Source organism: Aquiflexum sp. (genome assembly GCF_041751335.1).
Classification (GTDB): Bacteria; Bacteroidota; Bacteroidia; order Cytophagales; family Cyclobacteriaceae; genus Aquiflexum.
In genome coordinates, this window is sequence record NZ_JBGSXS010000410.1 from 1 (window position 1) to 22,556 (window position 22,556).

24 protein-coding genes are annotated in these 22,556 nt (G+C 40.7%); all 24 read right to left on the minus strand.

The window, feature by feature from the left end:
* Positions 1-1,241 (minus strand): hypothetical protein (locus ACEW8U_RS21695; RefSeq protein ID WP_373524148.1); only part of this gene is annotated, 1,241 nt, incomplete at its 3' end.
* Between the two features lie 302 nt (positions 1,242-1,543).
* Positions 1,544-2,854, minus strand: a complete 1,311-nt coding sequence (locus ACEW8U_RS21700; RefSeq protein ID WP_373524149.1) for a hypothetical protein — start codon at positions 2,852-2,854, stop codon at positions 1,544-1,546.
* Positions 2,855-3,321: 467 nt separating this feature from the next.
* A complete protein-coding gene (locus ACEW8U_RS21705) occupies positions 3,322-3,633 on the minus strand; it encodes a hypothetical protein (RefSeq protein WP_373524150.1) in 312 nt (103 codons plus the stop codon).
* Between the two features lie 18 nt (positions 3,634-3,651).
* The gene (locus ACEW8U_RS21710; protein ID WP_373524151.1) at positions 3,652-3,906 is read right to left on the minus strand and encodes a helix-turn-helix domain-containing protein; all 255 of its coding nucleotides are present in this window, start codon (positions 3,904-3,906) and stop codon (positions 3,652-3,654) included.
* A 12-nt stretch (positions 3,907-3,918) separates the two neighbouring features.
* Positions 3,919-4,197: a hypothetical protein gene (locus ACEW8U_RS21715; protein ID WP_373524152.1), complete on the minus strand. Its 279-nt coding sequence runs from the start codon at positions 4,195-4,197 to the stop codon at positions 3,919-3,921.
* 37 nt (positions 4,198-4,234) lie between these two features.
* Entirely contained in the window at positions 4,235-4,471 is a 237-nt protein-coding gene (locus tag ACEW8U_RS21720; RefSeq protein ID WP_373524153.1) for a hypothetical protein, read from the minus strand.
* Positions 4,472-4,528: 57 nt separating this feature from the next.
* A complete protein-coding gene (locus ACEW8U_RS21725) occupies positions 4,529-5,308 on the minus strand; it encodes a hypothetical protein (protein WP_373524154.1) in 780 nt (259 codons plus the stop codon).
* A 48-nt stretch (positions 5,309-5,356) separates the two neighbouring features.
* Positions 5,357-6,193 carry a conjugative transposon protein TraN gene (gene traN, locus ACEW8U_RS21730; RefSeq protein ID WP_373524155.1) on the minus strand — a complete coding sequence of 279 codons (837 nt, stop codon included), beginning with the start codon at positions 6,191-6,193 and terminating at the stop codon, positions 5,357-5,359.
* A gap of 12 nt (positions 6,194-6,205) precedes the next feature.
* On the minus strand, positions 6,206-7,498 hold the full coding sequence (gene traM, locus ACEW8U_RS21735) for a conjugative transposon protein TraM (RefSeq protein WP_373524156.1): 1,293 nt from the start codon (positions 7,496-7,498) through the stop codon (positions 6,206-6,208).
* Positions 7,499-7,586: 88 nt separating this feature from the next.
* Entirely contained in the window at positions 7,587-7,745 is a 159-nt protein-coding gene (locus ACEW8U_RS21740; protein ID WP_373524157.1) for a hypothetical protein, read from the minus strand.
* A 7-nt stretch (positions 7,746-7,752) separates the two neighbouring features.
* Positions 7,753-8,370 (minus strand): conjugative transposon protein TraK, encoded by a 618-nt coding sequence (gene traK / locus ACEW8U_RS21745; RefSeq protein ID WP_373524158.1) that lies wholly within the window; start codon positions 8,368-8,370, stop codon positions 7,753-7,755.
* A gap of 15 nt (positions 8,371-8,385) precedes the next feature.
* Positions 8,386-9,609 (minus strand): conjugative transposon protein TraJ, encoded by a 1,224-nt coding sequence (traJ, locus tag ACEW8U_RS21750; RefSeq protein ID WP_373524159.1) that lies wholly within the window; start codon positions 9,607-9,609, stop codon positions 8,386-8,388.
* An 11-nt stretch (positions 9,610-9,620) separates the two neighbouring features.
* On the minus strand, positions 9,621-10,280 hold the full coding sequence (locus ACEW8U_RS21755; RefSeq protein ID WP_373524160.1) for a TerB family tellurite resistance protein: 660 nt from the start codon (positions 10,278-10,280) through the stop codon (positions 9,621-9,623).
* A complete protein-coding gene (locus tag ACEW8U_RS21760) occupies positions 10,264-10,905 on the minus strand; it encodes a hypothetical protein (protein WP_373524161.1) in 642 nt (213 codons plus the stop codon). Before ACEW8U_RS21760 ends, ACEW8U_RS21755 begins: the two co-directional genes overlap by 17 nt.
* A 14-nt stretch (positions 10,906-10,919) precedes the next feature.
* On the minus strand, positions 10,920-11,609 hold the full coding sequence (locus tag ACEW8U_RS21765) for a conjugal transfer protein TraI (RefSeq protein ID WP_373524162.1): 690 nt from the start codon (positions 11,607-11,609) through the stop codon (positions 10,920-10,922).
* Positions 11,606-14,071, minus strand: coding sequence for a TraG family conjugative transposon ATPase (locus ACEW8U_RS21770; RefSeq protein ID WP_373524163.1), 2,466 nt, complete (start codon positions 14,069-14,071; stop codon positions 11,606-11,608). Before ACEW8U_RS21770 ends, ACEW8U_RS21765 begins: the two co-directional genes overlap by 4 nt.
* A 45-nt stretch (positions 14,072-14,116) precedes the next feature.
* Positions 14,117-14,428, minus strand: coding sequence for a DUF4133 domain-containing protein (locus ACEW8U_RS21775; RefSeq protein WP_373524164.1), 312 nt, complete (start codon positions 14,426-14,428; stop codon positions 14,117-14,119).
* 3 nt (positions 14,429-14,431) lie between these two features.
* Positions 14,432-14,938, minus strand: coding sequence for a hypothetical protein (locus ACEW8U_RS21780; protein WP_373524165.1), 507 nt, complete (start codon positions 14,936-14,938; stop codon positions 14,432-14,434).
* Entirely contained in the window at positions 14,872-15,186 is a 315-nt protein-coding gene (locus tag ACEW8U_RS21785) for a DUF4134 domain-containing protein (protein ID WP_373524166.1), read from the minus strand. The genes ACEW8U_RS21780 and ACEW8U_RS21785 overlap by 67 nt, the downstream gene beginning before the upstream one ends.
* A 140-nt stretch (positions 15,187-15,326) precedes the next feature.
* Positions 15,327-15,752 carry a hypothetical protein gene (locus tag ACEW8U_RS21790; protein WP_373524167.1) on the minus strand — a complete coding sequence of 142 codons (426 nt, stop codon included), beginning with the start codon at positions 15,750-15,752 and terminating at the stop codon, positions 15,327-15,329.
* Between the two features lie 149 nt (positions 15,753-15,901).
* The gene (locus ACEW8U_RS21795) at positions 15,902-16,387 is read right to left on the minus strand and encodes an RteC domain-containing protein (RefSeq protein ID WP_373524175.1); all 486 of its coding nucleotides are present in this window, start codon (positions 16,385-16,387) and stop codon (positions 15,902-15,904) included.
* A gap of 168 nt (positions 16,388-16,555) precedes the next feature.
* Entirely contained in the window at positions 16,556-17,500 is a 945-nt protein-coding gene (locus ACEW8U_RS21800; protein WP_373524168.1) for a formylglycine-generating enzyme family protein, read from the minus strand.
* Positions 17,501-17,694: 194 nt separating this feature from the next.
* Complete coding sequence (locus tag ACEW8U_RS21805; RefSeq protein WP_373524169.1) at positions 17,695-19,734, minus strand: sulfatase-like hydrolase/transferase; 2,040 nt, start codon at positions 19,732-19,734, stop codon at positions 17,695-17,697.
* Between the two features lie 67 nt (positions 19,735-19,801).
* Positions 19,802-22,546, minus strand: a complete 2,745-nt coding sequence (locus tag ACEW8U_RS21810; RefSeq protein ID WP_373524170.1) for a sugar-binding domain-containing protein — start codon at positions 22,544-22,546, stop codon at positions 19,802-19,804.
* Positions 22,547-22,556 lie beyond the last annotated feature (10 nt).

Consider the following 22,556-nt stretch of genomic DNA (forward strand, 5'->3'; position numbering starts at 1 on the left):
TCTGTATTAAACTTTATAAAATTAATTGGTGAACCATACTCATCATTTATTCTCATATAATCTATAGCACTTTGGCCCGGAAGGTCAAGTCTTGATTTTCTGAAGATATTTAATCTTGGATTTGGTTCGGATAAGAATTTAATTGAAGTTAACTGGAAAGAAGAAATTTTATAAAATGGATTCAGATTAAGAGTTGTACCAAAATTCTGACATTCACCCGAAGGAGTATTATCCATCGCATAATATGAAATTATAGGCTGGTCATTTGTCCAACTTTCAGGAGTATAATTAAAATCAACAGTTTCTTTAAGTTTTCCTGTTACAATTTTTTTTATTTTCCATCCAGAAGTATATTGTCTGGAAACTTCGAGAGCATTGTTCTCATAATGAAATGTGGTCTCATTTGCGTTTGAGCCTCCAAAGTGGTAGGTATTCCCTCCACCATCTATTAATATCCAAGAATCAATTTGTTTTACACCTAAAACACCTGAGTTGAATGAAACTCCTACTTTCATATCAGGATGCTCAATGCAATATCCAGTTGATGTCACATAATCAATTACTAATGTACCATTCAGACCATTGATTGAAAAAGTATAGGTATCAGGCTGACTGTCTATCTTTCCTTGAGATACCTCTTCCATAAACCTTACATATCTGACCGGCCACTGGGCTTCCCAATTGGTTGACCCTATTGGTGTCCTATTGACAAATCCCCCACTTGATACATTGTTATTTATGAAAAAATTGAATTGGTTAAATACCGATTCCCCTGTTCCAGGATAATTGAAAACAGAATAATGTGGATAATAAGCCGGGGTGGCTGTAATATAATCGTCCGGCATCCCATTGACTTGTCTTACAATCATTCCCCCTACATTCAGATTCCAACCTAGTCCTACGTCTGTCGCATTTTGATCAACCTTAATTCCGGATGCATCATAATTCAGATCAATATTCAGAGTAATATCCCTTCCTTTTAATTTGCCAATGGGTATCGAGATGTTAGGTGATCCTTCAAAATAGGAAATTGGTGTATTCCCGTATTTTTGGAATGCAGATGCCTCTGGCGATTTTGGAATTGTTACTAACTCATCGAATGTCGGGGTACTTGGTCCTGACTCAGCACCAAATGCGGTGAACGACTTTGGTTTAACTGAAATAGTATCAATTTTGTCTTCCTGCCCATGAATTGAAAAATGGGTAGAAAAAATGATAATCAATAAAACAATTTTTTTCATAATTATTAGTTTCCTTTTTCTTACTTATTCCTTAGATCTTTGATTTCCGAATCCATAAGCCCGGGATACGGAGAAGACTCCTCAAACTTTTTCAAATGAAGGGCATTCATTTCACCAAGATTTAAATACTCCTCCAACATTTCCAGTCAGTGGTCTTAATGGGTTTGTTGTTTCAATCCCTGCTTTCCCATCTGCTGGAAAAGTATTGCTTTAACTATATAATATTCCTATGAAAGTCATCACAGACCTTAGAGTTGAATTCCTGCTTAAAATTTTCATTTGGCCATTTTTTTTGAATGTTTTCAATTCAATTCAATACCGATTTTCAACCCAAACATATGGCTGTGTAGACGGTTGGTTTTGTTCTTGGTGTACAGTGGATCAACATACCCAAGGAATACCGTTCTCAATGATTTTGTGATTGTTACCTGCCTGCCTCCCGAAAAAATGGGATACAGGATCCATCCATCAAAGTCTTCATTTGCTATGGTTCCTTTAAAGTTATTTCTTGAGTAGGTGCCTTCAATCCCGGCCTGACTGAACCAATTCCCGAAATTGATCCTAATACCTCCCTGATACCCAAATCCTTCCCTACTATTGTTTTCATCCTCTTTCCATGGTTTTCTGAATATCATACCAGCATAGGGCATTACATGATTGCTGATCCTCCACCCTAAATGCCCCTGTACATGTAGGCCTTGTGATATGCTCTGTAACGCATCATAATAAATCCCGAAATTGGTTCTGGAAAAAAATGATTTGCCCTTGTAAGGATTTGGCTCTCTGGGCATTTTCAGTTCACTTTTAGGCTTGTTTATACCCTTAACTAATTGGATTTTATTATTCGATCCTTTACCAACCAATTCATTGGGCAGAATTTCTTTCCCAGATTCAATAATTTTCCACTGCACCTCTGATTTGTTCAGGTCATTTATCCCTATTTTTTTTTCATTGGATTTGGTCAGGTAATCCTCCAATCCACTCGTGTAAAACCTTCCTGTAATCGCATCTTTTTCCTTGATTCCAAATGATCCTAGAAATTCTTCTAGTGGATCAGAGGTCATTCCAATTAGATGTTCATCTACCAATGCTTTCATATTTTCCTCACTGAAGTCGAAATAATCCTCAATCACCTCTATATCTACATCTCCGTTCAATATTTGAGAGTAAGCAACATTATTTGACTTTACATAAGAAATCGAATTTTTCAGTCCCTCATCTTCGACCATTTCACCCAATTCTGTGAGCATGTCAAATTGGGATTTGGATTGATCCAGGACTTTGTTTTTCAGTTCTTTGACCAACGAATCATATCGGATAGAATCCGATTGAAGGCTTTTGACACTCTTGGTTTCTTTTTTCAATTCATCCATCTCAGATTTGTGGGACTGGATTTTAGAAAAAACTTCCTTTGAATCATTCAATTTGGTGACTGATTCTTCAGCCATCTCAAATGGTTGAATCATTTCAGCATCAGGTTTTGGTACACTGGGCAATTTTTTGATTTGGGAATACAATGGGTTGACTTGGAAAAATAACAAAACAAAAACCGACATAATATACTTCCAGAAGGTGGATTTTGAATTCGTTTCAAGGGCATCGAAAAGTCTCATGGTCTAAAAGAATTTAGATTAAATTAACCAGGTAATATTTTTGCATAGAAAATGAGTTGGAATAACTTAACATAATATTAATAATGATATTCTTATTCACACAAAATATTCTACCTACAATTGAGGAATTCAGCAAATATTTAAAAAATAAATGAAGTAAAAAATACCCTGTTTCAGGTATTTTTTGATAAAAACTAAATGCATAAATTTCTTGGTTTTGAGGTACCAAAACTGACTTATCACCAAAAATATTTCATATAATATATTTTGGATTTCAAGTTGATTTAGGAACACTTTGTTTTTTTTGTAAAAAAGAATGATTTATACTTAAGAAATTTCCCTTATTTTATTCTGTAAACCACTTGAAAAAAAATTGATAATTTTGTGAAAATTTTTAACAAAAAAATATTTTAAAAATATTTTCGTGTTTTTTTAATGATCAAGGGTAACAATTAGGATTTTTACAGTTATAATAGTGATTCACCTTTACCAAATTCCCTAACAATCCATACCCTAGTTTGCCCCGATGGATGGTAGCTTGGTTCGTATTTGATATATCCCCATTCCACTAAATTATTGATACAATTATGATAGGTGGCAATCCCTTTGATATGGGCCATTTTCATAATCTTCTTCCTAGAAATTTTATAGCTTGAATTTTTGGGATAAGCAATCGGTATAGATTGGATTATTGCCGCAACAATACTGATATGGCTTGGGAAAGCTCTCCTGTCAAGCTGAATCCTGCTCAAAAACTCCCATCCTTCCCTACTTACCATTGCTGCTAATCCTTGTTTCTACTCCCCAAACAACCCCCTAACCTCTTCCAAAGAATAATAATAACTCCCTCCGATTTTTTTTGGATTTAACTTTCCGCTGATCCTCAGGTTCTGAAGGGATCCAGGAGAAATCTTTAGGATTTTCCTAACCTCCAAACTCCGCAACCAGTCATTGTACTTTTCCTGACGAGGTTCCATCAACTTTGCGATATCCTCCAATAGCCTCATCCTGAGCTTTTCAAGATCTTCCTTCGTAACCAAATCAATGTTCATTTCCCCTCTTCCTTATAATATCTGGACTGTACTGCATTTCATGCGGTTGTATGTCGGCATATACCTGATGTAACCAAAATCCGCCAACTGGTTCAGGATTTTGAAATAGGTTGCCGTACTTGAAATCTTTGCTGTCTCCATGATTTCATCCCTCTTTATAGGAAAAGGAGCCTGTCCACCGTACTCCAACTGCTGATGATAAAGTACAGTGAACAGCCCTATATGGGAAATACAGATCCTTGGATCATTTCTAATTGATCTAATAAATCCATCAATTGGACTTACCTTCATTTGTTTTGATTTCAAATCAAATTGTTTCAGATCCATCTCAGTGAATTCCCCTTCTTTTCCTCTTTACCCGGACTTTTTTTCCTTCATCCACACTTTGCCCGGTTTTCATCTTTCCATCCTGGCTTTTTTCTTCCGTCTGATCTTTGGACTCCTCTTTACATACTCCTTCAATCAGGGCATCTGTAAATTCCTCATCATGTACAGAAAGCAAAGGATTGGCATCCGGGTCAATCCTATGTTCCTGCTTTCCCTCTAACTTATCCAATATTGACATCCCTAATACTTTTTGAATTTCCCAACTACCTTTTGTCTTTTGGTAAAGGGAGGGCAATCAGCTTACCTTTACTTTTTTCCTGGATTTCACCTTCGCCCCATCACCATCCCCTGAATCATTGGCCGCTCCTTCTTTCATCCCTTTTTTTTCCGATTTGCTCTGGGATTCTTTTTGGTTATTGCTACGTCCGATCCTGTTCTGGCTTTGGTCATAGACATTGATGGACTTAAATTGAGGGGAGGCTTCAACAAACCGCTTCTGTTCATCATCCCCATCCTTGAAAGTAACCGACTGCCTGTTCCCCTTTTTCAGGGAATCCAAAAGCCTGTCTTTGTCCTCAGGACTTGACAATTCCTTGATGGGGTGTTTTTCCAAAGCCTTCTCCAGGTCAAATCCATAGTTTTCATGGAACTGCTTTGGCTTGAAGTTTCCATTCGAATCGGTTTCCTTGAAATTCAACTGTACCCAGGCATTGTATTTCTCCCCTTCTCTGTTGACAAGGTCCTTGTTAACAGACCTACCGTCCATCAGGTTGTAAGCCTCCTTCAGGGTAATGTTGTTTTCCTTTCCGATATAGAATGTCTGCTTCATTTCGGTATCTTCATTCCCCTTTTTCAGGCTCGTGTCATACTTGTTGAAAAAATACATGTCAGTCTGATCCGATTTGCGGAAATGCAGGTCTGAAGTCATTTTGTCATTCCCAAATTCCGTATTGTGCCGGATTGTGAATGCAGGTTCACCCTGCGCCATTTTCTCTTTGAGCTGATTTTCAAGTCCCTCCCCAAAACCTGTGTATTTAACCTGGTTTTTGAGGTAATCATAATTCTGTTCATTCATGATCTTGTTATTTAATGTTTGATATCCGGGAAAGTGGATGCAGTATTTCTACCAGACAGGAAGTGCCTGAATGAGTTTTCTGTTTTTAACTTTTAAATGGAGATGCCTCCCACCATTGTCTTCCAAAAATTCAATGCTTAGGTATTTTTTATCAGGAATGGTAAACTTCTGAAGCTCAAACACAATTGTCTGATCCGAAAATCCGGGGATATTTCTGGTGTTTCCGTTTACCCTTTCCGGAATGATTTCAATCTCCTGCGAAGCTGTCCTCTTTGTTTTTCTCAGATCCCTGATATACACCCTGAACTGCCCGACATCGTATTTGATGAAAGTCCTGTTATTGATTTCAAGTTGAAAAAAGAGCCGGTCTTCATGGATGTATATTCCCTTCAGGGTGAATTCCAAACCGAACCGGTGATCCCGGATCCCACCTATAGTCCTTTTTTTGACGGCAATCCTTTCCATAAATGCCCTTGAAAGCCTGTCATCATCCTTTGGATCGGTAAAACTTGCCAGGGTGTTTTTATCTTGCTCTCCAATTGAAAGATTGAGCGAAACAGGGTCAGATTGATAATATAACAGAAATGAATACAGCTTTCCGTCTGAGGTAATAACCGTGAGATTGGTGTTTTCAAAATACCCCGTAGCTGCCTTTAACTGAAGTATGTTATCTACCTTATTTGCCTTTTGGACCAACACTTCATTGTTTCCCCTGTCCACACTCCTGACTGCAAAGGGAAATATCAGGTTTGTCGTCTTTTTGTCCGTGATTGCCAGCTCAAGCGGTTTGATACTTTTGATTTCCTGAATACTTTGTTGGGCAAATCCATTTGAAATGGTCAGTACCATGATAGTGGTACAAAACCAAAATATTTTACTTTTCATAATTTCCTTTTTTCAATGTTTCCCATGTTGTTTTTCATCAAGCAACCAGACCTGATAGCCTGCTTTGACCGTCACTTTGATCAGCTTCATCTTTTTGCTGAGCAGGTTTCTTGCGGTTTCTATTCCAGCACTGGCAGCCTGGGCTTCCAGTGTGGGATTGAAAGTATTGAAACCGAATCCCTGAATGGCCTGATCACCTGACTGCTTTACCGCATCCCTGGAAATGGCTCCGGGAACATAGATTCCCTCCAGGCCATCGGAATCAAATAGGTTCAGGGAAACAGGCATGATGTATTCCCCCATCCTGATATTTTGGATGTTGATTTTAAGACGCTCCCCGTTGAGGGAGGCTGTGCCGTACACAAAATGGTCCTTGGGAATAAGTATGCCATCAATCCTGACCTGCTCCAGCAGTCTCAGTTTGACAGTGGTGCCTGAAACCAGTGTCTGGGTTTCATGGACAACGGCACGGATGGAATTGGCACCCATTGGGTCAGTGCCGTCGTTTTCCATCGAGTAGAATCCGTTTTGGTTTAGAGCTTCAAATGGAATCCTGTGGTTGTCAGGATAGGTTTTGGACAATTCTGAAAAAACACCTTCGTCCTGATCTTTCATTACCGTATGAATATTTTTCATGTTGGATTCCCTGGCTTCGCTGATCCTTTGGGCTACCCTCTCCGGATGTTGTATATCCAGGATGTTTTCAAGGATGTCTTTGATCTCTTTCATTTCCGGATCTTCTCCCTGATTTCCCCGGTTCATCATCGACATCATCTGCTCCAGCCGGTCCAGGTCATGGTCTATGGAAAGTGGTTCAGGTTTGAAATATTCCTTTTCCTTGGGATCTTCCATAACTCTTCCCTTTTCCAACACCTCGTTCAGTTGTTTGAGTTTTTCCATGACCATTGCTTCATTTGGATCCATTTCACCGGGAAGTGTATATATTCCTCCCTTTGCTCCGATACTGCTATTCTTATCCGGGTTTCCGTATTCCGAATCCGGTTCATCAGGAACCATAAAGGCCATTTTTCTGTAGGGATCATTTTTGATCTGCTCCATTCTTTTCAGGGAATCCTGAGCGGCTTTTTCATAATAAGCCAGTTTTCCTGTTTCCAGTAAAGGGTTTCCTGCAACCTGTGGGAGTTCTGTGTTGAATCCAATCTCCAACTCCTCCTTGCCCAAATTATTCGTACCTTTCCCGCCTCCTAGTGCCCAAAAGCCCATGCTCAGAAAGGGGAAAACCAATAAAGGCATGATGGTATAGAACTTCCTGTCCCTCTTCCATTTTTCTGTCATCTGTTCCATATAATTTATTATTTGTTGATTATTTCTTTTCCTTAAATGGTTCCTTCCTTTCTGGCCAAAACCTGACTTTGATCAATCCCTGTTTTTCTTAAATCCCCTCACCCTTAATCACTATGCTGATCCAGTAAAGCCCCATCAGGATGGACAAAATCAATACAATGAGCTTCTTCCTCCGAACGGTCAGGTTGTTGAACTTGGCCCCTACCCAATCAGCCACTGTATTCATTATCCTTTGCATAGCTTTCATATCAAACTCATCTGTTTTTGACGCTCAGGTCCCTGTTTTCTAGGGTTCTCCATTTTTCTATCAAAAGTCCATGGGGATTGTGGTCGCTTCTCGAAACATTCCTCAGGTATCCCTCCGTGACCAGGATCCGCTCAACCACCGAACTGGCCCTTGTAATTGTCTGCTTTCCATAGAATTTGAAATGAAAAGGGTATTGGCCAATTTCAATGTTAACACTGTCAGCTTTGATAGTTTGACTGATATTTGCAGAGATGATATTACTGTAATAGCTTTTCTCCTTCAGGTTGTCATATTGCTTTTTGGCAGAACCGTCTGCCAGATACAGGGCCTTGGAGATGTTTTCACTGATGGCTTTGTCATCGGGATCAAGACTGAAAAAATACCTATGGAAAGTAATCACATGATCCCTTGCCTCTACGACGATGTTTTCATTCCTTCCCGATGCAAATGCTTCAAGCACTTTGCCGTCTGCCAAAATATAGATCTTATCCTGAAGGCTACTTACTGTTTGATAGCTTTTGAAGAGAACAAACCCGCAGAGCAACATACATCCTATGATCACCATCATGGTGAAAATCCTGATCTGCCTGAATGTGGTTTCTATGTTTTTTGCTTTTGTGAACATGTTGGATCTGTTTAATTATGGATTTCCCTGGATTTTATTGCCCATATATCCCCCTTCCTTGAAATATCCGGATGAGGTCCCATGGGATGACATGCTTTGGGATATTCTCCCTGCGGCATCTCCGAATTTATCGGCAACCATTCCCGCCCCTTTCACCGCCAGTCCTGCCCCTGTTCCGGCCATGGCCAATGTTTTGATGGTTCCACCACTGAAAATCCCGGTAACCTTATGGGGAAGAGCTCCTCCTGAAGCTGCATGGACTATATAATTGGAAACTGAAGGCACGGTAAAGTAGCCGATGATCCCGATGATCATGAAGATCAGGTAACCTGTATCGGTTGCCGTAAAAAATGTATCCCCACCCTGATTGATCTGTGAAATATCAAGTTCCAGCATCTTTTCCTGAACCTTTCCTATGATCGCCCCGAAAATATTGGCCACCGGAAGCCATAGGAATACATTGATATACCGGGCAAGCCAGACAGTCAAGGTATGTTGAAAGCCATCAAAAACAGCAAGCCCGAAGACCAATGGACCAAGAATGGCCAGCACCACCAATTGGAAGGTTCTGAGTGTATTGATGCACAGGGAAGCTGCCTCGAAGAGGATCCTGAGTATCTCACTCAATCCCTGCTTGATGGAGTTCCTGAAACTGTATGACATCTTTGCTCCTGCAAACGCAAAGCCGTTGCTGATGCTTTCCCAAAAACCTTCATTTGGTGCCGGGGCATCTTCTGAAAGTCCCTGTGTATATTTCAGCCATTTCTCCCTGTCACCGTGTTCAGTTTCCCCAACGTACATCTGCCAATACCTGCTATCCTTTACCGCTTGTTGCTTTCTTTCCAGCAATACCCTGATGGCCCTGTCGGAATTCTCTACCATGGATGCTGTACCACGGACCGTTGGCTGCATTACACCGTTGATAAGTGAAAGCACCGAGGGGAAAACCATAATGGCAAAACCGATAACAAAAGGTCTGAACAGTGGATAAAAATCAACGGGTTCGGCATTGGAAATACTCCTCCAAACCCTGGATGCGATATACCATGTTGCGGCAAATCCCGCAATTCCCTGCCCGACCCCGATAAGCTGACTTGAAAGGGGGATCATTTCTGCATACAGTTGATCCAGTATCCCATTCAGTCCCCTGATGTCAACATTAATTTGCTGGGCATTTGCTGCCATGGGAAGCAGCAGTCCCTTCATCATGGCAAAAGTATATTTCAAATATCTGGACATATTTTCCTTTCTTATTTTGGCAGACCGTGAAGGTCCTCCAACAGATTGTTTTCCCTCACCTCTTTTCCCCGCTGCAAAGCCAGCAAACTGGCACCTTCATTAAAGACCCTCAGGAAACTGAGTTTATCTTCCATATCACTGAAAATCCTGTCTATGGATTGCATCCTTTCATCATCGCCCATTCTCAGACTGTTCGCCGTCAATATCATCACCAGGTCATCCAGATTCCGGAGACTGTTCTGAAAAAGCCTGTTATATACCCTGCCCATATATTCAATTTCAACTATATCAAAAACCCCTGACCTCCGGTAAAAATCAAATGCATTTCTGTATTCCCTTACCAACCTGAGCTGATAATCAATAATGGCAGGCACCCTGTGGTAATTCCTGACCGTGGGACTGACCTGCATCAGTCCATCCAGAAAAATCCTATGGATGTTGAAATTGCCTTCAGAAAGCTCCTTGACTTTGCCCAGGCCCTGGTTCATAATTGTATATCCCCTTTCAAGATCCCTTAGAATCTGTTCCAACTGTGCCAGTTTTTCCACATTGAGAAGCAATTGGGCTGCCTCCTCTACTTGGGCAACTGCCCTGTCAGGGTTGAAGCATATCAGAAAAGCACTCAAACTGATTGCAAGACTTATCCTGACCAACTTATTGTACAATGCCATAATTTTCCTCCATTCTTTTAATTTCCTTCTGTTCCTTTCTTCTTTCTGCTGACAGTCCTCTCAGGTCATTGTCCAAAATCAGCGCAAATGAATAGGTTTCCAGCATTTCAGCATAAATCCCCTCTATCCTATCGAGCCTTTCCCTATCTGTCATTTCCACGGTACTGTCGGTAAGCAGTGAGGTCAGCAAGGACAGGTTCACCATGCTTTCCGTAATGGTTCTTGTAAAAAATCTCATTGCAAATTCCCTCTCTTTATTATCCAGAAACTCCATGTCCATTCCTGAATTCCTGGACCTTAGTGAGACAAGGCCAGTCTGAAGATTCAGGATTTCGGCAAGCCTGGAATAAGTTGCAACAGTAGGACTTATTTTCCTGAGCTTTCCGAAGTGCTCACTGTGGATATTGAAATCCCCTTCTTTGATCTCCCCTATCACACCAAGCCCTGCCCTTGCGGTCTCATAGCATTTCCAGGCAGTGTTGGTGTACACCTTCAGGGCAGCGATCTGCTCCAAGAGGTACCGCTTCTTGGTCTGCTTTTGTCTCCACCATTCATCAAAGTTCTGTGCCATAAGGCTTCCGGTAGACAAAACCGCCAATACGATAAGCAACACTGTTTTTTTCATGATATATTCCTGGTCTATTTGATTCCGTACAACTCTTTGGTGGTTTCGAGGGAAGCCTGTTCCCTGCTCCTGATAAGACTGATCCTGGCGTTCTGCCTGTTAAATGCCAGCAGGTCATAAAGATTGATCTCAACACTGTTTCCTACCTTATGGATAATCTCAAGTCTTTGGGCATCACTCATCTGAACCCTGAAGGAATTGACGACCATCAGCATCTGTTCTATGTTTTTGGCCGATTCCACCAGCATTCCCGAGTACACTTTTCCCATATACAATCTTTCACTGTCCGTGAAATTCCCGTCCTGACTGATGACCCTCCATACCCTTTGGTATTCCAACACCATCCTAGTCTGCATCTCTGTGATTTCCTTTACCCTTCGGTAGTAGGTGATCAGTGATTTCACCCTGTTCAGTTCCTCAAAATAGTTGCTGTACAGGTCCCGCTGCCTGTCTGTCCATTCGCTGATTTCATCAAGGCGGAGTTTGGACATGGTGTTTTCTATCACTTTTTGGGCATTCTGTAGCCAGATGATCCTGTTCTGCTGCCGCTGTATCTGTAGGTCTACCGCAACGATCACTTTTTTGACCCCTGCTTCAATGATCTTTAAGATCGCTACCGGTACTGCCGCCTCACTGTATCGCTGCGGCACAGTTGAAAAGACAAGTACCAGGGTGGCGACTATGATTTTGATTTGTTTTTTCATCTTTTTGCCTGTCTGAGTTCCGATGCCAATACTTCGATTCCTTTTTGGATTGATCCAAACCGCTCAGCATATTCGCTGACCTTCACTTTTTCGCTTTCTTCTGTGGTATAGACCAGGTATTCCTCCAAAGAAACCTCTGTCCTGTAAACTTTGGAGATCATCCCGCCAAGACTGATGAACACTTCCTTGTATTTTCTTGCCGGATCATTGGCCCGGTTAACAGAAAGCACAAGTGCCTTTTCCTTTTCGGTAAGTCCCAACAGCTCCTGTATCCCATCAAACTTGTTCTGGTACTTGGACTGGTCCAATAATATCTTGCAGTCCGAATTGTTGATGATGGCCTGTTTGACGACCGGGGAACTGATGATGTCCTCCACTTCCTGGGTGACCACAATTGCCTCCCCAAAAAATTTTCTCACGGTTTTGAAAAGATACTTGATGTATTCGGCCATTCCTTCCTTGGCTATGGCCTTCCAAGCCTCCTCTATCAGGATCATTTTCCTTATCCCTTTGAGCTTTCTCATCTTGTTGATAAAGACTTCCATGATGATGATGGTCACCACAGGGAATAGGATCGGGTGGTCTTTGATGTTGTCCAGTTCAAAGACAATAAAGCGTTCCTGAAGCAGTTCGAGGTTTTCGGTCGCATTCAGCAGGTAATCAAATTCCCCAGCCCTGTAATATGGCCTGAGCACATACAGGAAATTGCCGATATCAAAATCCCTGTCCTTTACCTTTTCAGATTCCAAAACCTTTACAAACACATCTCTCAAGAACTCATAAAATGAATTGAAGCAGGGGAAAATATCTGAATTTTTTCCAAGGTGTTCATAGTAAAGCTGAAGTGCATTGGACAGGGCCACGTATTCACTCCTGTTGAAGGTTTCATCATCTTTTTTCCAGAGGGCCAGCAACAGGGTTTTGATGCTTTCTTTTTTCTCTGTATCCAGGTTATCGCCTTTGCCTATGTAAAAGGGATTGAACCGGATCGGGCTTTTTTCATTGTAGGTGAAATAATAGCCGCCCACCAGATCACAAAGCCCCTTGTAGCTATGGCCCACATCCACCAGCACCACATGTGTTCCCTGTTCATAATATGAACGTACCATGTGGTTGGTGAAAAAGGATTTGCCGCTTCCCGATGGTCCCAATATGAATTTGTTGCGGTTGGTGCATACCCCTCTTTTGACAGGCTCATCTGAAATATCCACATGCACGGGCCTTCCTGTAAGCCTGTCCCCCAATCTGATGCCAACGGGACTTAGAGAAGATCTGTAGCTGGTTTCCAGGTTCAGAAAACAGGTGGCCTGCTCCAAAAAAGTGTCAAAGGTATCGTTCATGGGAAAATCGGCCGCATTTCCGGGAATCCCTGCCCAGAATATCTGGGGTGCGCCGATGGTCTCCTCTTTGGCCACGGCATCCATCTGGGCAAGGGCGGAGGACACCATGTTTTTGATTTCTTTCAACTGCTCTTTTTCTTCTGTCCAGGTCAGGACATTGAAATGGGCTTTGACCGGCAGTCGCTGTTCCCCGATGGCCTCATTGAGAAAATCATTGGCGGCATCCCTTGCAATAAGGTTTTCCCTGCTATATGCAGCAAGGGACTGAAGCCTCAGTCTCTTGCTTTCCAGTTTTTTGATGGTCTGGGCAGGGTCATCCAAGAAAATATACTGATTGTAAATATGGTTACAGGGGAGCAACTGCCCAAGCGTGGATGCAAAACCTACACTGAACCTGGTCCTGTCGGTGCAGTACCTGTCATAATCTATCCTGCTTCCACAAAGCAGGGGAAGGTCATCTGCCTCCCCCAAGGTGAACAGCCTGCAGTTTTTGTTTCCTATCCGCAGTGTTTCCTTCAGACTGATATCATAGACAAACCTTTCTCCCTCATTTTCCTGCAGGCTGCAATACTTTTCCACCAGTCCGGAATTTTCCTTACTGCTCAGAATGTCACTGTCCCCGAAAGCTTTCAGTTTTACAAATCCGCTGTCCTCCAATATTCTCTGGAACTGGCCACAGGAATCAAGGAATTCCTGCACCGATACGGCATCAAGCACATCTACAGGAATCAGGTTTCCCCTGATCAGACTGGAAAACATGCTGCTTCCCGCTTTTCTATCTGCCGGTTTTTTGGTCAGAAAGACATGGCATCGGTGATCGAGGTATGGCCTTTCATGGAAATGGCGCTCGCTGCTACGGGATAGAAAGCCCGGGTTTTTTCCAAAATCCCCCTGATGGCCGCTGTTGACAAACCAATCCTGCTTATGGAAAACAGAATGTCTTGGCATCACCTTCAAAGCCTTGGCCCATGCCTGATGGAAAGCTTCGTAATCCCTGTCACTGAGTGTGAACAGCTCGGGCAGTTCCAAGTCGAATGCCCTTGTCACATCTCCCTGTTTGGAGAGCAGACATCCGTTTTCGACTGACATAATCGGCAATATTTCCTTTAACCACTTCTCCATTACTGCATTATTTTCCTTTCATCTTCCCCAATACATTTCATTTCCTTACTGGATAAAATCCTCTCTGCCTCTGCATCTGAGCGAATCCGGAAGGCTTTTTCTGGCCAGCATTTTCATCATTCCGTATTCCCCGTATTTTGAACTGAGCCCATAGACTTTCATGACCAGAAATACTCCAAGAACTGCAATAATGGTTATGCAAATCCATTGGTTGATCCCTATCAGGTACATCGCTGCAAAAAGGACCATCAAAACAATGACTCCGCCTCCCAGGTACCAGATATACTGTGCCTTCAATCCTTTGAACTCAATGCTCTTGTTGACACCTTTATTGATCTTGTATATGCTTACTGCCACGGGTCAAGTGTTTTCAAACCTGTCAAACAAAACTGCTGTAAATTCGGACTCCAATTGGATATTGCTCCCTTTCTTTTCCCTGAATCCATGCTTCTCAAAAAGGTGGTCATGTTTTTCAATGATGTTGATGATCTCATAAGTCAGGACACCTGTTTCGGATAGCTGATCGTACTTCTTTTTGAAGTTCCTTTCGATCAAGTCTTTGACAAAGCGGAATTTGGAGGGCTTGAGATCACTGACCATTGATTCCAGACAGGTATCCAGGATTTCACTGTCCTTACTCCCCTGCTCCCTCAGCTTTTTGGCCAGCACCATAGCTGTGCTGACCTTGTCGGATATATAGCGTTTCATGGATTCATTGCCTTCCATCCTGACTATCAGATCGGGATTGTTCTCGGCGATGTATGTCCTGAAAAGGCCTGTCAACCTGTCCCTAATATTCATCAGATACCGAAGAATGAACTGATCACCGTGGCCACTACCACCAAAAACACGCAGCTTCCAAACCATGCTGCGGCAACTTTACCCGTATCGGGGTCACCTGCATTCCATTTCTGGTAAACCTTTACCGCCCCTATAAGCCCCAACAAAGCACCAACACCATACATTAGGTTAGTGCCTGCCAGAAAATAACTTCTTACCTGCCTGTTGGCCTCGTTGATCCCTGCAAGTCCGTCCTGTGCCTGTGCTTCACTGACCACAAACAGCAGCATCAACAGCATTACTGCCATGAAACCTGTTTTTTTTCTTCCTTTCATTTTTGTTATTGTTTTGATTGTTTGTTATTTTTTTAGAAAATGCTCCCGGCACGGTACCCAAAAAAGATAAAGGCCGGGAGCAGGGCCGGAACAGTGCACCTTCCATTCGCTCCATATCATGCTTCACTGCCCCAGCCTGTTCAACCCTTGTGTTCCCAGTATGCTTCCAGTTCACCGTCAGAGAAATCCAGACCGCAGATTTCCTCGGAATGCAGTATGAGGAAATTCCTGATGGCAACCCGGTAGGCAGGCTCCCGAAACCCGGAATAGTTTTGCAGTATCCGGCCTGTTCTTTCCAGAATTTCCGCCTTTTCTGCATTTTTGCCTGCCCCCTCCAGGATGCTCCTAATATCCGACACCACTGTTTCAAGTTCTTCCATCGGATCTTTCGACCCTTCTTCAGACCAATCCACTTTCCCTTTCTTTTCGGCCTGATCCGGAAATCTGCCTGACAACAGGGTGCGGACATCATTTTTATAATAGATGGAAATCACCACCGCATAATAGCCAAGGGCAACTATGCCTGTACCCATGAGGTATTCCTTCCAACTGATTGCTTCTAGCATATGACTTTTTTTTACATTTGACTTAAGCAAATTTGGTGGGATAGGGCTTGGGTTTTTTACACTGCGGTGGTAGCTACCAAAAATAAAATCGAAAAAAATTCAGGCTAATCCCTGATATTTATAAGTTGACCTTCATTCCGGTTTCTGGATTATTCCATATCCGCCTCATCCATGCGTTTTTCCAGACTGTCCTTCAGGTTGTCCAGGTAAACAGTCCGATTCTTTTTTCGGATACGCATGCTCTGATAGGTTCTGTAAAAATTCCCGGTTTCCACATTGAAGGTTTCTTCCAGTATTTGGATAATGGATTTGACATCGCTTTTGCCCTGATTTACTGAACCCCTGCTCTGAAGGGCATAGGCAAGTTCGATCAGGGCCGCCTTGGAATCCGTCCATAGCATATGGGATTTGTTAGGGACTGATGTTTCATTCTTTCCTGTTTCAAGCTCCCTGATACTTTTTTTGAGTAATGCCGAAATCCTTTCATTGGCCATGATCAGGGAAAGTGTAGTGCTGCAGTCCGATAGATATTCCTTTTCGGTTCCAAAAAGCGGGGACTTAAACAATTGTGTTTCTGTTTTTGAAAACAGCTCTTCATCCAATTCATACCTTTCCAAACAATAATACCTGTACAGTAATTAGTTCTTAATGAAAAAATGCTTCTTTTAATTAAGCTAATAGAAATACATTGATGATCTAAAAATGTGTTTTAAGTAAAATAATTTCAAGATTATATCTAACTTCCCCAAACAATTTTTTTCTATTATATAATATACCTTAAATAAATAAACACAAAATAACTGCTAATCTTTAACACACCTAAACCCAGTATGATTTAGACCTGAATCTTCACTTGACTTCATCCTTCTGGAGACACGGTATCCACTACAATATGAGTCGTTACAGAGAAATGAACCTCCTCTGATTACTCTTTTGGGAATATTTGGCTCCTGAGGGTCATAGGAAGTTTCTGGACCTTTCTTTATATTGTCCTTTTTCTGACTATAAGCTTCCGCATGATACCAGTCCTCGCACCATTCCCAAACATTACCTGCCATATCATAAAGTCCATAACCATTGGAGTCAAAACTCATAACTGGAGCAGTCCCAATAAACCCATCTTCCCCCTTGTTTTCATATGGGAAGAAACCTTGCCAAAAATTCGCTTTTAATGTAGATTCAGCAATTGATTCATTGCCCCAAGGATAGATTGGGTTTTCCAGTCCTCCCCTAGCAGCCCACTCCCATTCAGATTCAGTTGGCAATCTTTTACCTGCCCACTTTGCATATGCATTAGCATCTTCATAGGCAACCTGGACTACTGGGTGATCCATCTTATTACTAATATTGCTACTAGGACCCTCAGGTTGTTTCCAGTTTGCACCCTTAACCCATTTCCACCATTGTCCTATGTCATCCATTTTTACAGGGCCTTCAGTAGGGAAAAACACCAAAGCTCCAGGTTCAAAAAAATCATCTGGAGGTTTTGGATAATCTTTAGGTAGCTGTTTTTTAAACTCCTCCCATATTATAGGCCTTTCGGCAACTGAAACATAACCCGTTTCATCGACAAAAGATTTAAACTGTGTGTTTGTAACCTCATGAATATCCATCATAAAAGATTTGACTTCAATATCATGTTTTGGGAACTCATCCTGATTACCCTTTTGAGATGTCCCAACCATTTGAAATTTCCCAGATGGAATCAAAACCATTTTTCTAATTTCAGATATTTTCGTTTTTTTCACATTTGAGGATGGGACTTGGTGTTCTGATTTTTCTATTTTTTCAGTTCCACATGAACTACCTAAAGACAAAATGAAAAACCAAACTAAAACTAAAAATGCTTTTCCCTTCGATATATCTTGTTCCATAGCAATTCATTTATTTTCAATATTATCTAGATTCTTCATTTAAAAAAATCAAAAATGGATTTCTGTTTCTAATGGAAGAATAAAGAATCCTTGTTGTTTAAGTCAACTCCATTCATGAATATTTTTGTTAAAGAGTGATTTCCATCGTCCGAATGCAATACCAATTTGATGGGATGATATCCTTTTTCTAGTAAAATGGTATTTTCAGGGGAATCTGGAAAAGGCTCAAAATCATTGTCAATTACCAATGCCTCATGGATATGCATTACTATATTTGACTCTGATTGACAGGTCAGGTTATATTTACCTGTCTGATCAATCTTGATAAAACCTTCATAAACAAATACTTGATCTTTTAGTTTTCTTTTATTCAAATTCAAATTAGGTGAAATTGATACTTTATCTGATTTATGTTCAAGGGTATTTATGTATGGAGCCCAAGCACTTTCTATAAAATATGTATTCTCAATAAGGCCTTCCTCCAATTTTTTATCCAAGGGAAATATTGCAGGCACAAATTCTATATCATAGGGCCTTTTAGCTGTAGCATTTATTCTCCTCCACCGTAAGACAGACTTTTTCATTTCTTGCTGAAGTGTATTAAAACTAATGTTGGTCCCTGCTAGATTTTGTCTTTCTCCAGAATCAATTTGGGTATCATATATACTGAATTCATCTTGGTGTGAACCGATGTCATATCTTACTCCTTTATAACCGTCTAGATAGATTACCTGCATTTCTCCCCTTTTTTGACCTTTGCGCTCATCTAAAAAACTATCATATTTTGGAATAAAACCATTTACCTGATATTCTATATACACCCGGCCACTGAAATCATTGGTTTGTCCACTAATAATTGGCCAAAGAGATTTTCCGTTAGTATTAGCAGGACTTGGAACGCCAGCTAGTTCAGCAAATGTAGCCATCCAGTCATGGAATCCTGAAGGGGAACTGTTCGTGGTTCCTTTTGGAACTTTTCCTGGCCATCTGACCAATGTTGGAACTCTTATGCCGCCTTCCCATACATCCCTTTTAATACCATCCAAATTTCCATAACTTTCAAAAAAATCAGGGGCATATTCACCGTATCCATAAGATTCAATATGAGGACCGTTATCAGAGGTGAAAACAATAATGGTTTCATTTTCCAAGTTCAAGTCTTTTAATAAATGAACCAGATCACCGATAGCATCATCTATGCGTCTTACCATGGTTGCAAAACGCTGTTGGACATTAGGCCATTCCTCTTTCCTATAATCAGGATGAATAAAAGTGTTAATTTCTCCTTGTGAAGTATTGATGAAATTATCCTCTTCACTTATATATTGTATTCCACCTTTCAACCCTCCACCATCAGGATAGGCCATGGTTGGAATTTCAAGACCTGCATGCGGAGTATCATAGCCCAATAGCAAAAAGAAGGGTCTGTCAGGCTGTTCACTTTTATGGTCAATGATGTATTTTTTTGCTCTTGCAGTAAACAAATCTGTGGTATAACAGCCAATCAATTTTTTTGAAATTTCTTCATTTCCGTCATATAATTCTTTGGGACTTCGATTGGTAACATGGTGTGCAGGATAATGGTTGTGACCGTCTCGGTGTCGAACATATCCAAAAAAATAGTCGAAGCCTCTTTTTGTCGGGTAAGCTTCCCATGTATCCGGGTTATTTCCCTCTAATCCCTGTAAACCATATTTTCCAATCAAAGCAGTTGAATATCCCGCGGCTTTAAGGACAGTTCCCAATGTGTGGTTATTTGGAAGGGCTTTATCAAATTGATTGTTTCTAATCATAGCAATACCTTGATGTTGGCCAAGTAACAATGATGCTCTCGATGGCGCACAAACCGGTGCAGCTGCGTAATGCCTTGTTAATGCTAGACCTTCAAGTGCAAATTTATCCAAATTGGGTGTTTTGTGGAAAGGCCTACCTTCTTTTTCACGTTGGTTTTGAAACAAAACCCCAATATCTCCAAAACCAAGATCATCTGTAAGGATAAAAATTATATTAGGTTTTTTATTTTGTTGAGTTTGGGATATCGATTCAAAATTTCCGCCCAAAAGCAAAGATAGAATGAAACATATCATCATAGCAGTTTTCATCTTCATAACTGTAGTTTTTTATTGTATTTGATCGGAAATTGAAACTCTACAAGCATTGTTCAAAAATTAAGTATTAATTTTTAATGAATCTCCCCAAATCCGATGAGGAGATTTGGGTTTGGGGATTGAAGCTTTCTGAATTCATATAATTTTCAAGACTTTCCCTAAGTTGATTGGCAGCCAAACGGTTTTCAAGGTCGGTATCTAAATCTATTGAGGAAAAAATCAATTTACCTTCACCTACTTTGGTTTCGAATAAGATACTCAGGGTCCTATTGGTAACAAAATTATCCACAACTCTGACCAATGGTGTGACTCCCAATTTTTCCAAATTCAAAGCCTTAGATTGAATACATAAATCCCACCACTGCCAATTACTATGCGATTCAGTAGGAAAATCTTTAAAAAGAGGATGTTTGGGGTCGCAGAGTATTCCCATGGTAGCAGGTTGATCAGGGAAATGTACAGGGCTCCAAAATACAGGAACAAATCTGCCAGTTTCACCTATAAGATCAACCAAGGTTGGATTTAAAATGACAGACCTACCTTCCTCTAACCATTTCTGTGCTTCCGGAAATGACTTTGTGTAAGAAATTTTTCTCTCTACTTTGCGATCTGGATATACCCAAATAGGCCATTCATTGCTATATTTTGTTCCTGAGAGTTCAACTTTGACAATAAATTTGGTAGCTTTTTCCACTGAAAACTTATGGGATATGGCTCCAATTCTGTTTTGGTTACCAATATCAAGTGTTTTACCAACCAATTCACCGGAAGCTACTGAGCCATTAACTTCATTGATTGACCACTTAATGGTTTGTTTTTCCATTGGTTTGAAAAAATTGGCAACCTGGATTTCTGCATCAAAGGTCTCCCCTGATTTAAATACTGCTTTTTCAAATCTCAATAAAGGAACCAGCTCTCCAGAAAATCGTGAAAATTCAGGACCATCAATAATTCCTTTTGATTCCCAAAAAACATTCAATAGCCCAACCAACGCAGTCCCCTGACCAGGAAAATCTTGGAGTTGTAAAAGTTGAAATCCATCAAATCCTTTTGTTTTTAAAGCACGCTCAATCTCCTCCTTGTAGAGCAAAGAAGCTAATTTCCCTGAGGCTTCAGTAAATGCAGACGCCAAATCAATCAAACCTTTGTTTTCCAGATCTTTTTTTATAGCCATAAAATTAAGAGGCCTGAGAATCCCCTGATACTTATCAATTTCCGTAAAATCCGGGTAAACTGAATACTGACCAATCTCATGGGAAATAATAGGGACTTCTATATGGTCTATTTCGTTTTGATAATCCTTGTCAAAGTGGGGTGGTTGAGCATTGAAAAACCCTTGCCCCCTAATCCATCCTCTATTAGTCCACTGTGTCACAAAAAAATCATCTTCTGGTTGAGGTAATCTCCCAACTCCTTTTTGAAAGGAAAATGATGTTGTCGTATACAACCGCCTTGGATCTTCTACTTTTAACTTTTTAATAAAAGAATTCATGTAATCGATATCACCTTCAAGTTCATTCCCCAATGCCATCAAAATAAAAGATGGATGATTTCCATATTCTCTCAATATATTTTCAGCTTCTTTTTCTAGAAAAAGATTTGTTTTTAGATCCTTACCTACATGTAAATTCCAATGTGGCAATTCTATCTGCAAATAAAATCCAAGCTCGTCAGCAGCATCGAAAGCAGCTTTTGGAGGACACCATGAATGAAAACGAAAATGATTTAAACCATAAGATTTAGCAGCAGAAATAATATTTTTCCAATCTTTTTTATCTGTTGGGGGATGACCCGTCAGCGGAAAAACTGCGCATTCAAGAGTTCCTCTCAAATAAATCCTGTGTCCGTTTAGCATAAGGACCCCATTATCCGATGTGATATCTCTCATACCAAAACGATGTATCTCTGAGGTATTTCCAATTATCAATTCAAGATCATAAACATTAGGATCAAATTCATCCCATGGCTTAATTTCAGACCCAACCTCAAGGGGGTATTTGATGAGTATATTTTTATTGCTTATATTAATTTTCCCTTCTTTCAATAATTGCCCATTTCGACTGATTTTATAAGGTATATCATTAGCACCTTCAAAATTTTCAATATTTGCTGTAACCAAAAGTCTTTTGTTGGTTAGGTCTGAGTCCAATTTAACATTTGAGAGCTTAGCAACAGGTTTTAAGCTAATTTCACCAATTATCCCATTCCATTTGATCTGGGTATGGTTTGTATAACCATGTGCCATATCCTTGGAGAACGGTTCCACATACTTTGAACCTGCAATGTTAATATTTGGATAGAGGTCGGAATTATCTATACAAACTGTCAAGATGTTTTTACCAGGCTTCAGCTGATCTTGAATCTTAAACCTGTGAGGGGAAACCAAACTTTCTTGATTGCCAACATAAGAACCATTGATCCAAACTTTGGAGCCCCATATGATCCTCTCCAATGTCAATTCGATCTCTTGGTCTTTCCATTCTGAAGGAATTTGTATTGATTTCTGAAACCAAGCTTTTCCGATATATTGCCTTTTTCGGGCCAAGTGGGAAAGTACTTCATTTGTTAAGGTGGGTTCTAAGTTATTTTTGATACCCAAATCAGCCATATCCAAAGTTCCAGGTACTTCCATGATTTCGGAATTGGGGAAATTTTCAAACCACTTCTCATTTTCTCCGACGTCCATTGAGTCTAAAGCTACATGCCAATTACCTGCAAGGGAAAGCTCCTTTTCTACAGATTGACATGAAAAAACAAATAATCCGGAGGTTAACAAGGCTAGGATATGTAGGTGTTTTTGAAAATTCATCATGTATTTATTG